General features: G+C 49.9%; 19 protein-coding genes. 1 reads left to right on the top strand and 18 read right to left on the bottom strand.

Going from position 1 to position 14,228, the window contains the following annotated elements; all coding sequences use genetic code 11:
• Positions 1-90: 90 nt before the first annotated feature.
• From CLV83_RS03680 to CLV83_RS03615, 14 genes are all read right to left on the bottom strand, one after another.
• Positions 91-558: a DUF4275 family protein gene (locus tag CLV83_RS03680; protein WP_207894718.1), complete on the bottom strand. Its 468-nt coding sequence runs from the start codon at positions 556-558 to the stop codon at positions 91-93.
• 95 nt (positions 559-653) lie between these two features.
• Positions 654-854: a GNAT family N-acetyltransferase gene (locus CLV83_RS22745; protein WP_279387521.1), complete on the bottom strand. Its 201-nt coding sequence runs from the start codon at positions 852-854 to the stop codon at positions 654-656.
• Between the two features lie 315 nt (positions 855-1,169).
• Positions 1,170-1,649, bottom strand: coding sequence for a hypothetical protein (locus tag CLV83_RS03670; protein ID WP_132287653.1), 480 nt, complete (start codon positions 1,647-1,649; stop codon positions 1,170-1,172).
• A 123-nt stretch (positions 1,650-1,772) separates the two neighbouring features.
• Positions 1,773-2,045 carry a hypothetical protein gene (locus CLV83_RS03665; RefSeq protein ID WP_132287650.1) on the bottom strand — a complete coding sequence of 91 codons (273 nt, stop codon included), beginning with the start codon at positions 2,043-2,045 and terminating at the stop codon, positions 1,773-1,775.
• Positions 2,046-2,069: 24 nt separating this feature from the next.
• On the bottom strand, positions 2,070-2,822 hold the full coding sequence (locus CLV83_RS03660; protein WP_132287647.1) for a hypothetical protein: 753 nt from the start codon (positions 2,820-2,822) through the stop codon (positions 2,070-2,072).
• Positions 2,823-2,871: 49 nt separating this feature from the next.
• Entirely contained in the window at positions 2,872-3,714 is an 843-nt protein-coding gene (locus CLV83_RS03655; RefSeq protein WP_243642327.1) for an IS3 family transposase, read from the bottom strand.
• Positions 3,715-3,725: 11 nt separating this feature from the next.
• Entirely contained in the window at positions 3,726-4,034 is a 309-nt protein-coding gene (locus tag CLV83_RS03650) for a transposase (RefSeq protein ID WP_200826635.1), read from the bottom strand.
• 157 nt (positions 4,035-4,191) lie between these two features.
• On the bottom strand, positions 4,192-4,524 hold the full coding sequence (locus CLV83_RS03645) for a ribonuclease E inhibitor RraB (RefSeq protein WP_132287641.1): 333 nt from the start codon (positions 4,522-4,524) through the stop codon (positions 4,192-4,194).
• A 102-nt stretch (positions 4,525-4,626) separates the two neighbouring features.
• Positions 4,627-5,019 (bottom strand): hypothetical protein, encoded by a 393-nt coding sequence (locus CLV83_RS03640; protein WP_132287638.1) that lies wholly within the window; start codon positions 5,017-5,019, stop codon positions 4,627-4,629.
• A gap of 76 nt (positions 5,020-5,095) precedes the next feature.
• Positions 5,096-5,428 carry an immunity protein Imm33 domain-containing protein gene (locus CLV83_RS03635; protein ID WP_132287635.1) on the bottom strand — a complete coding sequence of 111 codons (333 nt, stop codon included), beginning with the start codon at positions 5,426-5,428 and terminating at the stop codon, positions 5,096-5,098.
• Between the two features lie 90 nt (positions 5,429-5,518).
• Positions 5,519-5,752 (bottom strand): hypothetical protein, encoded by a 234-nt coding sequence (locus CLV83_RS03630; protein ID WP_132287632.1) that lies wholly within the window; start codon positions 5,750-5,752, stop codon positions 5,519-5,521.
• A gap of 128 nt (positions 5,753-5,880) precedes the next feature.
• The gene (locus CLV83_RS03625) at positions 5,881-6,246 is read right to left on the bottom strand and encodes a hypothetical protein (RefSeq protein ID WP_132287629.1); all 366 of its coding nucleotides are present in this window, start codon (positions 6,244-6,246) and stop codon (positions 5,881-5,883) included.
• Between the two features lie 239 nt (positions 6,247-6,485).
• Complete coding sequence (locus CLV83_RS03620; protein ID WP_132287626.1) at positions 6,486-6,959, bottom strand: hypothetical protein; 474 nt, start codon at positions 6,957-6,959, stop codon at positions 6,486-6,488.
• The gene (locus CLV83_RS03615; RefSeq protein ID WP_132287623.1) at positions 6,956-7,192 is read right to left on the bottom strand and encodes a hypothetical protein; all 237 of its coding nucleotides are present in this window, start codon (positions 7,190-7,192) and stop codon (positions 6,956-6,958) included. Before CLV83_RS03615 ends, CLV83_RS03620 begins: the two co-directional genes overlap by 4 nt.
• Before the next feature lie 239 nt (positions 7,193-7,431).
• On the opposite strand from CLV83_RS03615, the gene CLV83_RS03610 reads away from it, so the two are divergent.
• Entirely contained in the window at positions 7,432-8,400 is a 969-nt protein-coding gene (locus tag CLV83_RS03610) for an integron integrase (protein WP_132287620.1), read from the top strand.
• 79 nt (positions 8,401-8,479) lie between these two features.
• Here the strand turns inward: CLV83_RS03610 and CLV83_RS03605 are convergent, their stop codons facing one another.
• From CLV83_RS03605 to CLV83_RS03590, 4 genes are all read right to left on the bottom strand, one after another.
• Positions 8,480-9,715: a saccharopine dehydrogenase family protein gene (locus CLV83_RS03605; RefSeq protein ID WP_132287617.1), complete on the bottom strand. Its 1,236-nt coding sequence runs from the start codon at positions 9,713-9,715 to the stop codon at positions 8,480-8,482.
• A 36-nt stretch (positions 9,716-9,751) separates the two neighbouring features.
• Positions 9,752-10,849, bottom strand: a complete 1,098-nt coding sequence (gene nspC, locus CLV83_RS03600; protein WP_132287614.1) for a carboxynorspermidine decarboxylase — start codon at positions 10,847-10,849, stop codon at positions 9,752-9,754.
• Between the two features lie 171 nt (positions 10,850-11,020).
• Positions 11,021-12,181, bottom strand: coding sequence for an NAD(P)/FAD-dependent oxidoreductase (locus CLV83_RS03595; RefSeq protein ID WP_132287611.1), 1,161 nt, complete (start codon positions 12,179-12,181; stop codon positions 11,021-11,023).
• Between the two features lie 34 nt (positions 12,182-12,215).
• Positions 12,216-14,132: a sensor domain-containing diguanylate cyclase gene (locus CLV83_RS03590; protein WP_132287608.1), complete on the bottom strand. Its 1,917-nt coding sequence runs from the start codon at positions 14,130-14,132 to the stop codon at positions 12,216-12,218.
• Positions 14,133-14,228 lie beyond the last annotated feature (96 nt).

Here is a 14,228-nt window from a genome sequence, read left to right as displayed (position 1 = left end):
ATGGCAAAAAGAGCGTAGCGATACCATAAAATTTTCGTAGCGTACTACGATTCTCCTGCAGCACCTTGCTTGGCTCTGAATTAAACAATATTAAAGCCACCCTTTCTTCTTTGCCTCAGACTTTTGTTGATCTTTTTTTATTTGCATAAAATTATCTTTATTTAAGGCATTATAGTTTTGATGTTTCGCAAAATATGGACCAAGCCACCCATCTTCGTGTGTAAATGCCATTACCCACGCCATATTGAGAGGAAATACATAGTAATCACTCAAACAACAGGCTCGGGGCAAACAATCCGTCAAAACGGCGTTTTCACCATCGTTCGGTAACACCACGAACTTTGCCGCCGATTGGATTTTATATTCTTCTTTTGCGGCTTCTCCATCAACAGATGGATACCCACCACCACTGAAAATATGCCACTTGTATGCCTTTGTATTAGATCCCTGTTTATTTTTGCAGAATATGTTCATCCAAGACTTTTCAATCTCTGATGTCTCTTCCGCTGAAAACACCTTGAGTATTTTTCCTGGAGCTATTTCGTAGTCATTCTGCACGGAACCTTCCTTCCCCTAATGCATTGGATAAACGGCGACCCTTAAGGGCCGTCCGGTGGGAGGCCCTTTGGGCCGGAACGTATTTGATACACTTGTTAAGACAGCTCCCGCTCCATAGAGTGAACCCCGACTTCAGTTTTGCAAATCCGGAACCCTAAGCGCCTATAGAGAGCGACTGCGGGGTTTGCACAAAAAACACGAAGTCGAAGCAATTGAAAGCCTTCTTTCTGGGCGACAGCAATAGCAAAATTGATTGCCTGCGACCCCACTCCCTTATCTTGCCAATCCGGGTCGATTTGAAGGTCGCGAAGTTAATAAGCGCAACTATCATGACTCAATCGCAAGGCTCCTATCGCACACTTATCGATAGCTATCTCGTAGTTCTCGAATTCCTTCCAGTTCGCCTCGAATAACTCATGGTCCCAGCGAATTCCGAGTTCTTTGTAGTACGGCTTCATGTTTCGAAGAGTCAGTTGCTCAACAAAATTCTTATCTTTCGCATGCCGGAATGTGGGCTTCATTCGAGACTTCCTAGCGCACCACGCAAGGGGCCTGGAGGCCCCAGTCCACGAAGTGGGCGAACTTTGTGTATTTGTTAGGCCTTATCATGGTTAAGATAGAGCATCGTCAAAATTATAAAGTTCTTCATGCTTCGATGTAGAAATAAAGAGCTTTGAGCGGCGAACAAATAAAACCATTGGTTCATCCTCGCTAAGATCTTCCGCAACGACAATACCGACAGCTCCTTGCGCCGATGACATTGAAGCCAACCAATGAATAAGAGGAAGGGTATCTTGCCAAACTCCCTCTAGCTTATTTCCGGGTAAGCAAAGATTGACGCCAGCGTTACAAACATTACCGTTTGGCGCCTTTTCCAGCCAAGCCTCTGATTTCCATGCGCCTGAAACGATCCCCTTATAAGAATTATGAAAACGATATATTGGGTTAAATTTTTCAAAGAACGGATGATTAGGAAAATTCGCTGGCTGAGAACTATTTTTATTGAGGACGAACTCCAGGACAGAGGAATGTTCAACAGCTGAAGATATATTCAACGGAAGCGATAACAATAGATTATAATGCGCTGACATAGTTCACCTAATAGCATAATATTTTGCTCAAGGGCCTAAGCGGCATCGGTCCTACGGAGGACCAAGTCCCGGAGTAAACTTTAGCAACTTTTTATGAATTGTTTCATACATATAATTATTAAATCATCCAAATATTGAACCTACTATCTCTACAATTCCTTCAAATATTGCAACCAGACCTTCTATAAACATTTCGAATACGCCGGTTACACACTCAATAGCACCATCTGCATAAACGACAGCTGGAACAGCTAGTCCACTAAGAGCTGAAACTAAAATTACAGTTGAGGCTATATTAAAGCCTGCAATTGCAATATATGTAGCTACACAGATAAGAGCGAGAGATGATATCGTCCCAAGAATTACAACCTGAATTGGTTTATCTTCCTTGCTCATAAGGTCATCCTTTAACTTAACGCTTCAATAACCGGCAACCGAAGCAACGCGTAGGCTGTCCGGCGCCGCTAGGCGGGTGGTTGATTGATTTGTTAGGGAGCTTTCTTTAGTCTCAATTACATACTCTAGCAAGCTTGACATTCTCTCAAGCCTAGATCTCAGATAGTGCATAGCTACACCAAATACGTGAAGCGCTGGGGTTGCATAAGCTAGTGCATACACCCATTCAGGTTGCCCACTACCTAGCTTTGATAATGTTACAGCCATTGCAAGAAATCCAGGAAGAAGTCCTATTTTCTCAATTGCGCCTATGGTTAATGATATTCGCTTTTGAAATGCAGATTTTTCTGAATTGATTTCCAACAATAAAAACTTGAGGTGTTCTATAGGTTTTGACTCTAAATAGCGAACAAGCTTTGCATCCACTTCAGAACATGACTTGGCGTTATCAACAAGTAAATAAAACGGGTTCAATATCCCCGGAACAAAAGCTTTACGGTTGATAATTATAGAAATGATCGGATGTAGGACAATCCCGATATAAGAGAGCGCAAGCATTGCTAATGCTGGATTAATAAGCCAGTCACCTAGTTCAAAGAGTTTCCTAGCTAGCGCAATTGTGATTGCCAAGCAAAAGGGGAAAATTACGAGCTCAATAAAAAGTCTGTTTACCTGTCTATTATTTGGAGTCTTAGATTTGTTTTTTCTATTCGCTCGCTCTCTATCATTTATTTGTTTTACAATTCTAAAAAGGGAATCTATTGATTTACTATCCATTGACTAGCCTCACTTCTCCTGGTCCTACCCACAAAAAGTAGACACTAGATTATGCGCATTTGCGCTCATACTCTGCTGGGCTGACATAGTCCAAAGCTGAGTGTCTACGTATGCGGTTATAAAATACTTCGATGTACTCGAATATCCCTGATTTAGCTTCGTCTACTGTTCGATATTGTTCAGCATAGATCAGCTCCACTTTCAGCCGACTGAAAAACGACTCCATCACTGCATTGTCCCAACAGTTCCCTTTTCGACTCATGCTGGGTTGGCAGCCGTGACGCTCCATCAAGGCCTGATAGCGGTTCGAACGATACTGGACGCCACGATCCGAATGGATTATTAAACCAGGCTCGATATCACGACGTTTAAATGCCATTTGCAGCGCATCAGTGATCAACTGTTCGGTCATGCTGGTATCAAGCGCCCAACCGACGATGCTGCGCGAATACAGATCCATCACCGTGGCCAGGTACAACCAGCGATCCTTGACCCAGATATAGGTGATATCGGTGGTCCACTTTTGGTTTGGACCATCCGCGTTGAAATGACGTTTGAGAAGGTTGTCGGCCACGCCGGTCATCGCTTCGGTGTTCGGCGAATACTTGAAGGCCTTGCCGTTACGAGCCCTGGCACCGTGACGTTGGAGGATCTCAGCCACGTAATTGACCGAACAAGGGATGCCTAGAGCATTGAGCTCCTTGGCGATTCTCGGTGCCCCATAGCGGGCTTTGTAAGTGGCGAAGGTATCCATGACCTGCTCTTCCATGATCTGCCGCTTGAGCTCACGAGAACTGATATCCCGGTTGAACCAGCGGTAATATCCTGATGCCGATACCTTTAACACTCGACACATCAGACGTATCGAAAACTGTCCTCGATACTCCTGTATCAGAGCGTACTTTACTCGTGCTGGCTCGCAAAGTACGCAGCAGCTTTTTTTAGAAACTCGAGCTCCTTCTTCAGCGCATCCCGCTCACGCTTTAACTGGCGAACTTCTTCGCTTTCAGACTTGGAGTAGTCGACACCATTCAGGCTGTTGAATTGCTTCTCCGACAAGCGGTTGAACTGGCGCTTCCAGTTATAGATCTGACCCGGATGAATCCCCAATTCTTTCGCAACCGAGGCTGCTGTATTCCCAGGTTGACCCGCGCGCTTTACCGCTTCGCGTCGGAACTCCTCGGTATAGTGCTGATACTTTTTCCTGGCCATCTTACACCTCCCCGTCAGGCGTAAACCTAACTATAGAAGGTGTCTACTCTTCGTGGGTAACTCGGTAACATAACGCCGCCAACACAGGCCGAGCGTAGCGAGGTCCAGTGCAATGCGCTTTTTGCATTGCAAGAATGTGCTTGGCTTTGTTATGAATTTAGCCATTTAAAACGCCCCAGCCATCCAAATATCCGTTCACCTTTGATGTACGCTCGGCCAGTTTATTTTCAAAGGCGACGACATTGTCAAATGTAACCATCATAATTGGGACTAACTCTAACTCCATACCACCATCATCACTCGGCCTTGTTTCTATATTTTTAAATTTTTGTCCGTTCTTCCAATCGGTTGCGTATTGCCTTGCAACGAGGTCAGCTTCTTCTTCGGTGGCATAGATAGCATAGAAATCGACTGGATGCTCGATAGAGAAATCGAAATTATCTTCCTCCAATCTTCTGAACACATCGCCATTCACATCATCCGGATACATTTTCTCTCTCGAATCTGAGGGATTCATAACGCTTTTGTTTAGCGGCGCCCCGAGAGGGGCGTCCAGTGGAGGCCTTAGGCCGGAACAAACTACAACAACTTGTTAAGTGGTTGCCTCACGACTTTCTCTGCGGCCGTACTGAATCTTGAAAGCTACATATATTGAAGCTGCGCTACATAATAAATACCACGCAGAAAAGAGCCATGATTGACCAAGGACAAAGACCTTTCCAACTATCCAACCCCCGCAGAAGACAGCTTGGCCAGCCCAAATAAAAAATGCTGTTGCTTCATTAAACTTGGGGCTCATGATCGCAAGCGAGAGCATACCAGCCACGCTCACTAAACCTAGAGGGTAGAACCATGGGCTCCAATTGAATATGGATAACGGGTCCGTAAAGGCCGCCAAGATAACTAAGCCCAGCTCTGGGGTGACTGGCAGCAAAAAACCGAGTGCAATACCAAGGAAGGCCGCAACTCTTTTCTCAATCTTCAAATTTCGCGACATCCGAACATTCACTTAACGCCTTTAGCAACGGCGCAGCTGTGCTGCGTCCGATTGCCTAAACTTGTTACATGCTGGTGAGCTGTGGATCATGCCACACATCCTCGTACTCGCCAGCTACTAAAAATCTATAACCTGGTGGCAATGATAAATATTGCTCTACTTCAGGTAGGTACTCCGAGATATGGCTGACATGCAATGGCTTGAAAAAATCTGCGTCTTCGGACATTTCTTCGCCGCACCAAATATACCAGCCACATGTTCCGTCCTCGGGATTGAGCCGCAAGCCATTAATTGGCAATTTGCCAATAGTTTCGACAGCTATACCTAGTTTTTCACTCTCTTTGGAGGGAAACGGTATTGCGTCGATTTTTTTACATACTTCCTTTTGGCTTGGCACAATATCTCCTAAGGCATGTAACGCCGCCAACACGGGCCGAGCGTAGCGAGGTCCAGCACCAGCTTGCTGGTGCGATCGTGCTTGGCTTTGTTAAATTTTGTATTTCTCATGATCTTCGGGGAACTTGGGTTCTATCTTTATTCCTGCCTTATGCAAAGCTGATGATGCTCGAAAAGCAATGCGCGCCCATGTTTCTTTTACCTGTTCGGGGACATCTTCTGGAATTTTTCTCCATTCGCTTGCAAGAAACTCAATATCCGTAGGATCGCGCCAAAAGGCTAACCGCCCTTTTTCTTGCTCCTCATCTGAGTCTTTTCTTTTCAATGCTCGATGCTTCCTTGAAATTTAACGCCTGGGTCATGGGAGACATGGAGTGGAGCCATTTTTTGCGATAATTTGCGAAGCAAATGCAAAAAATTGCGCAACATAATGGCTTCCCATGCACCCCTTTGTTAGCACTGGTTGCTCCAAAGTTGTCTTGATTCAAATCCATTCTTACTTAAAGTTTGAATTACCCCTGCAACTTCATCTATGGAATCTAGACAAACAACTGTATTCCCACCACTCAATACAGTATCTATATGTGATTTTGCCTGTGCAAGATTTAGATTAGATGCTGCTTTTACGCATTGAACTGCTTTGACCGCATTCGCTCCCTCGATCCAGCCCATAATGCGAACTCTGGCGGTGGGCCTCCCATACGGATCACCACATGCCTCAAACGCATGGACGTATTCATGAGTTGAAAATGTGGAACCAGTTTCAAAACATTCACCTGTGGTTTTACACACAATTATAGGACCTTGACCTACGCTCATATCAGAAACATCTCCGGATGTCGACATAAGAGTCATTCTGGCAGTAGAAAGCAAAACACTTTCCAAATTCCTCCGTGGAATCAAGCATTAGAGAGAATCCTGGCTTATGAGCCATGACTTTCTCAACCACAATCTTAGTTGCTTCGATCTGATTCATTCTTTTGTGCTAACGCCACGCTTTGCGGCTGTTTTGGAGCGCAGCGGAAAAACAGTCCGACAACAGCGCCTTGTTACACGTGCTACAGCGTAGGCCAAAATGTCTCATCATATTTTTCCCCGTCTGCATTCTCCCAAGTTAACTTAACCTGATATTTCCTGGGACTACCCATATGAATTGCGGCCATAAGTTTTATTCTTGAGTTTGGTTTCATCTCTTGATGAGGAAACATATCCTGTAACTCATGAGTTGATAGCGGACTGTCATTACAATCAATTAGCTCAAAATCAACATTGTAAGCGCTGCCTTGGCCAGTATTTGATATATAAAAATTGTAGGACTTACCAAACTTCGTGAGATTTACATTAAACTTTGGCTTGGTTTTATCAGACTTTTCTTCAGCGATGCTTTCAATTTGAAGTCTAGATAACTCAGCGGTTACTCTTTCAAGCTCGAGCTGTTCTTTAGCTAGCTTTCTTGTACGCACCAACGAAACACATGAAATCACAGCAGCTAAAGTAGAAATAATTAGGCTCAGAATCTCAAACTTACTCACTTGAGGCGGCCTTTGAATGCTTTCTTTAGCATTTTCTCAATTTCTGCTTTTGCTTCGGGAATAACAACCTCTCTAGCTTGCTCAATCCCTACCTCTTTCAAATCAGCTAACATGATTTCAAAGTGGCAACTATTGCATTTTACAAAATCGTCATCCTTCACATTTTCTGGCTGCTCGAATTCAGTATGTCCACACTGAGGGCATTGAATTGATATATGGTCTGTTTTAATCACGATGTCTCCTTGTGCGTGTAACAGCCTGTTAATGGGGCCGTTGGCCCCATAATAATTATTAGAGGGTATGCCTTATAAGTCTCAAAGAAGTTGAACCTTCCCAAAGCAACCCGTTGATCAAAAAAGGATTTTTCCCTCATTCTGAAGAATGCTTCCTTATTAAAGGGGCATCATGCTCGACGGATGCCTGCTCCAGGGGGTATAACGTTTTCAAACATTTCATGGATGAGGTGTTACACATGGCAAGATCTCCTTTTCTTCAATCCGTCGAAAATTTTATGCGTGTACACCGTTACAGCCGGCGGACCATTGACTCCTACCTGTACTGGATCAAGTTTTTCATTCTGTTCTGTAACAAACGGCATCCGTCCGAGCTTGGTGATACTGAGATTGAGGGTTTTCTTACCTTTCTCGCGACGGAGCGAAACGTCTCGGCGGGCACCCAAGCATTGGCGTTGAATGCGATCGTATTCCTGAAAACCAAATTTCTGAAACAAGCGGTAGGCGACATCTCTGGCTTCAGCAGGTCTCAGCGGCAACCTAAACTGCCAGTCGTTTTGACACATAGCGAAGTGAGTGGCTTGCTCTCGACGCTTAGCGGACACCACTACCTTATGGCCGCTTTGCTGTACGGCTCTGGGTTGCGGCGTATCGAACTTATTCGCCTTAGAGTGAAAGATATCGATTTTGACTATCGGCAGATTCGAGTGAACTACGGCAAAGGCGGCAAGCGCCGACTTGTAACCTTGGCTGATGAACTCCTTGAACCTCTCAATAGCCAGGTAAAGAAAGTTGAAGCCTTCCTGGGGATTGATAAAGCTGTCGATGGGTATTCCGGCGTATGGTTGCCAGATGCACTGGCCCGGAAATATCCAAGCGCACCTTTTGAGCTTGGTTGGCACTATCTCTTCCCTGCCTCTCGCTTGAGTATCGATCCTGAAAGCGGCTGTTTACGGCGACATCACTTTGACGAGCATAACCTTAATAAAATTGTGAAGAAAGCGGCCAGAGAATCCGGCATCAGGAAGAATGTCTCCTGTCATACCCTAAGACATTCGTTTGCGACTCACCTGCTGCAGTCGGGAGTAGATATCCGAACGGTCCAACAGCAGCTAGGGCATGCGGATGTAAAGACTACAGAAATATACACCCATGTATTAAAGCAAGGCGCTCAGGGTGTGCGGAGTCCACTGAGTGGACTGAAGTGAATACGGGTGGAGATAGTAAAACGCCGCCCCACTATCGTGGCGCGGCGTTCAGCATCAGCTAAGACTGACTAGAAAGGGCTTAAAAAGAGACCGGACGGTCGCCCTCTTCGTCCTTGATGCGGGTCGGCAGGCCGATTTTGTTCAGGATGTTGATGAACGGACGCGGGTCCAGTTCTTCAACGTTGACCATGGTCTTGGCATCCCACTCGCCGGTGGCGACGAGCATGGCGGCTGCGACCGGCGGTACGCCTGCGGTGTAGGAGATACCCTGGCTACCCACTTCATTGTAGGCTTCCTTATGGTCTGCAACGTTGTAGATGAAGACCTCTTTCTCCTTGCCGTCTTTGGTGCCTTTCACGAAGTCACCGATGCAGGTTTTGCCGGTGTAGTTCGGCGCCAGTGAAGACGGATCCGGCAGTACGGCCTTGACCACTTTCAGCGGTACCACTTCCTGACCTTCTGCGGTCATGACCGGCTGCTCGGAGAGCAGGCCCAGACTCTGCAGAACGGTGAAGACGTTGATGTAGTGCTCGCCGAAGCCCATCCAGAAGCGCACGTTGGCCACACCCAGGTTCTGGGACAGGGAGTGCACTTCATCGTGACCGCTCATGTAGGTGGTCTGCGAACCCACCACCGGCAGGTCATCGGTACGGCTCACTTCGAACATCTTGTTGGACTGCCAGGCGTTGTTCTGCCAGGAGTACACAGTGCCGGTGAACTCGCGGAAGTTGATCTCCGGGTCGAAGTTGGTGGCGAAGTACTTGCCATGGCTACCGGCGTTCACATCGACGATATCGACGGACTCAACGGTATCCAGCATATCGCAGCCGAGGCGCGCATAGGCGTTCACCACACCCGGGTCGAAACCGACGCCGAGAATGGCGGTCAGGCCCTTGGCCTTGAATTCGTCGCGACGCTTCCACTCGTAGTTGGCGTACCAGGGCGGCTGCTCGCAGATCTTGTCCGGCTCTTCGTGGATCGCGGTATCCAGGTAGGTCACTTCCGCTTCGAGACAGGCGCTCATCACGGACATGTTAAGGAACGCGGTTCCCACGTTGATAACAATCTCGGAACCGGTTTCGCGGATCAACTCGACCGTGGCGTTCACATCCAGGGCATTCAGTTCGTGAGCGGTCAGCTGACCATCCACTTTCATGGCGCCCTTTTCTTTGACACTGGCCACAATCTCTTCGCACTTGGAAAGTGTGCGCGATGCGATTGCGATATTACCCAGTACGTCGTTGTTCTGGGCACACTTGTGCGCCACAACCTGTGCGACGCCCCCTGCCCCGATAATCAACACGTTTTTGCTCATCGCGTTCCTCAACTTCTTTTATCGCTGGGTGAATCCTCAAGAGAGGTTTTTTACAAAATCCTGATAGTCAAAATCCCGCACCAGGCGTTCGCTGCCATCGAGCTCACGCACGGCGATGGCCGGCATCTTGACTCCGTTAAACCAGTTTTTCTTTACCATCGTGTAACCGGCGGCATCTTTAAAAGAGAGCCTGTCCCCGATCTTGAGTTCATTCGGGAAGTTAAATTCGCCGAAAATATCGCCTGCCAGGCAGGACTTGCCGCAAACCTCATAGGTATGCTGACCTTCGTTCGGTTCCATCTTGGCGGTTTCGCGGTAGATCAGCAGATCCAGCATATGCGCTTCGATCGATGCATCGACCACCGCCAGGTTCTTGCCGTTGAACAGGGTGTCCAGCACAGTGACTTCCAGGGAGGTGGTCTTGGTGATAGCCGCCTCGCCCGGTTCCAGGTAAACCTGCACGCCGTAGGTTTCAGAGAAGCTACGCAGACGGTCGCAGAACTGATCAACCGGGTAGCCTTCGCCGGTAAAGTGGATGCCACCACCGAGGCTGACCCAGTCCACTTTGTGGATCAGATGACCGAAGCGCTCTTCGATCTGGCAGAGCATCTCGTCAAAACGCTCAAAGCTGTCGTTCTCACAGTTGTTGTGGAACATAAAGCCGGAGACCTTATCGATCACTGCTTCGATCTTCTCCGGGTCCCATTCGCCCAGGCGGCTGAACGGACGCGCCGGATCAGCGATGATAAAGTCGGAGGTGCTCACCTTCGGGTTAACGCGCAGACCACGGATCACGTTTTCTGATTGCTCGCTGAAGCGCTCCAGCTGACCGATGGAGTTGAAGATGATCTTGTCGCAGTTGGCGACCACCTCTTCAATCTCTTCATCGGAGTACGCCACGCTGTAGGCGTGGGTCTCGCCGGCGAACTTCTCGCGGCCCAGCTTTACCTCGAACAGGGAAGACGAAGTGGTGCCGTCCATGTACTCCTGCATCAGGTCGAACACTGACCAGGTCGCAAAGCATTTGAGCGCCAGCAGGGCCTTGGCTCCGGAGCGCTCTCGCACGTAGGCGATCTTCTCCATGTTGGCTTTGAGGCTGGCCTTGTCGATCAGGTAGTAAGGTGTCTTAAGCATCTCGATCCGGGCTGAATTTTAAAAAGCGTGCATTGTAGTTAAGCGACCCTGCGGGGGCTATTCCCCGGGCGGTAAAAATGGCGTTTTTAACCATTTTTTTCCGTTACCGGCCCTTTAGCTTAGCCGATTCAGGCAGGGATTGATGTTACATCGCTGCTGGAATCGGTAAACCTAGTCGGTCAGCGGCTGTGAAACCTGTATCAAACCTTCGATAAACCGACGTTCGATCAGCTCTTGTTTACGCCGATTACCTTGGCTGCACGTAGTGAACGGACCAAAACGACCGACCGCCCTGCCACCGCTGCTGGCGATCGGCACCGCCTTGGCGGAGCACTCACGCATCGACTTCAGCCCCCTTCCGGCGATAGCCGCCAGCAGATTATTCGCCAGGATTTTTCCGTTGGCGGCCAGGGCCTTGTCAGGATGCATGGATGAAGTACCTGGTCGGGATGAGATCGCCCCCAGCGCTATCACGTTAGGGTGAGAGCGGCTGCGCTGGCTGGCATCCACGTTGATGACACCCGACGCATTCAACGCAAGGCCCGAACTTTCCAGCCAGGGCGGTAACGCCTGGTTATCTACGATAATCAGCCCGTCAGGACTGAGTGTTTGACCACCACCCACGCGCAGCTGATTGTTTTCCCGCTGCACAGAACCCTGCTGCAGTTTGACGCCGGCCTTTTCCAGTTCACGCACTGCACGCTTGCGGATACCGGATGGGACTTGCTCCAGCAGGGGGGACTGGCCCGTGTACAGGCTGATATTCAAAGCAGAACGGTTTTGAGCCTCGCGGATCGCCAGCGCCAGCTCAACCGCTCTTGGGCCGGCACCGATCAGTGCCAATTCCGCGTCTTGCTTTTGAGCGAGCGATTCGCTCAGGTTTTTCCAGCCGCGCAGAAACTGTTCGCCGGTCTCATAGCGCAACAGGTTGTCACCATCGTCCAGATCGATATCGGTTAGATCTTCGCCGAGATCCAGGGAGAGGCACTCGTAACCGACTTCAGTATCGTCATCGAGTACCAGAGACTGCTTTTCAGCGTCCAGCAGCACCGGCGTCTGTTCGATAAAACGGATGCCGGCGCGCTGCGCCAACGTGCGCAGGTCGATGCGGCACTGCTCCTTGCTGTATTGCCCAGAAATTACTCCGGCGATCAGCCCCGGCGGATAGAGCCAGCGCGAGGGCGACACCCAGGCCGCATCCGGACACTCTTTATCACTCTCGATCAGGGCAGCAAGCGCATAAAGCTGAGCGTAACCGGCACCCACCAACAGCAGCTGATGCGGGCTTCCCGGACGCTTGGTGGGCTTTATGGCTAGCTTTCTGACAGGCATGGCAGAGTCTCCTGATAGTCACGGGGGACTCTATTTACGCACATTCGACCCGGTTACGCCCGCCCTGTTTGGCTTTGTAGAGCGCTCCATCGGCGCGACGCAGTACGTCACTGGCATCGCGCTCGTTCTGCTTGAGTTCACAGACGCCCACCGACAGGGTCAGGGTAATTTCGTCGCCAGCTTCTGAGCGGGTTGCCGATCTTTCCACGCGTTCACGCAGACGTTCGGCGAGGATGCGCGCACCCTCCAGATCGGTATCCGGCAGCAGCACAGCAAACTCTTCACCGCCGATCCGGCCCAGCAGGTCGGTCTCACGCAGACTCTGGCGGGCGATATCCGAGACATGCTGCAGCACGCGGTCACCGGCATCATGCCCGTAGCTATCGTTGATCTGTTTGAAGTGATCGAAGTCGATCATCATCACCGCGCTCTGCACCCCGCTACGGTGCTGACGTGCAATCTCGGCGGAGATCGCGGACAGCAGCGCACGTCGGTTCAGCAAGCCGGTCAATTCATCCACGGTGGCCAGATGAGAGAGGCGTTTTTCCATTTTTTTGCGTTCGGTGATATCACGGAATACGGTCACTACCCCGGCAATACGGCTATTTTCCAGCATCGGCCGGCTGGTGACGACAACGGGAAAGCAGCTACCGTCGCTGCGTGTAAACCATTCATCGCCCTCATAGGGCACACCGGTTTCCAGGGTTTTCAGTATCGGACAGCTGGCACCCTTTTCCTGGGTGTCATGACGGTGGATCAATGAATGGATATTGCTGCTGAGCAGTTCTTCAGCGCGATAACCGGTGAGCTGGCAGGCGCTGCGATTGACATAGATAGACTCGCCCCTGCGTCCGATCACGAAGATCCCCTCACCCACCGCCGCGCTGATCGCATCCATGCTGCGGTTGTTGCGGCGCAAACGACTGTGTTGCACCGCCAGCACCGTCAACAGAATGCTGATTACGGAGATCACCAGCAGGCCTATGGTCAGGTCGTGACGGTAGTTATTTTCCACCCCTTCAAGCAGTGGCGCTTCGGCATAGGACACCAGGTAAGCGGCCACCTGCCGATCCACATCCAGCACCGGCACAAAAGCGGCCCTGTAAACCTGACCATCCAAACCGGCTGACAGACTGAACGCCTTGCCACTCTCTACTCCTGCTGTCAGCCCTTCAGCCTCGGCAAACAGCGCTTCCAGTCTGGCGCGAGGCACCGAGCCGCCGTTGCTGGCATCGCTGGCGGTCTGATCGATGACCAGATAGCCAGGTAACAGATTGGACTGAAGCAGCGGGTGATTATCCCGATACCGGTTAAGCGTCACCGTTTCAACGGGATTGGACCTGAGCAGAAACTGGTAGGAGCTCTTTGGGTTGATCTCGGTGAGCTGTTCGCGCACCTTTTGAAACGAGACCGCCATCTCCACCGAACCGATCATCCGGTCTTCTATCACCAGCGGCTGGATATGACGAAAACCGATAAACAGGCGCCCCACCTCAAACACGTCCATCGGCTGCTGGCCGTCAGCGAGCTGCCTGAGAGACGCGCGGTAAGGCAGCAGAAAATCGCCGTACTGGTCGGGCGCATGAAAACGCAGGAAGCTGTAACCATCGGGAGTATGAAACTGCAGGTCGGTGAACCCCTCCGCCTGCAGGCGCTCGTAACTGGGGGTCAGGTCCGCATGCAGCTGGGCGCGCAACAGATCCCGCTTGGCGCCCTGGGAGTTAATACCGGCATCCAGGAGATATTTGATATTGGCGTTGTTGGCGGCTTCATTAAGGAATACCGACATCGCCGTGTCGAAACGCCCACGGCTATAGGTTAATGCCAGTTCGCTCAGTTCTGTGGTCTGAGCAAGGTACTGCCTGACCGTCGTATCTCTGACTTCACGTAAATGCCCATAGGTCATTACGGCGAATACGACAGGCACCAGCAGATAAGCGAAACGCCGCATCTCTTTTCCTGAATAGAAAGCCTGAGAGGACGGGCCTTATGGAGAGGCCTGCACTTAGAGTGTAGCCCCAGCATTACTGGGATCACAGCATTTCGT

It is taken from the genome of Marinobacterium mangrovicola, assembly GCF_004339595.1.
GTDB classification, from domain to species: Bacteria; Pseudomonadota; Gammaproteobacteria; order Pseudomonadales; family Balneatricaceae; genus Marinobacterium_D; species Marinobacterium_D mangrovicola.
This window is presented reverse-complemented; position numbering and strand designations above follow the sequence as displayed.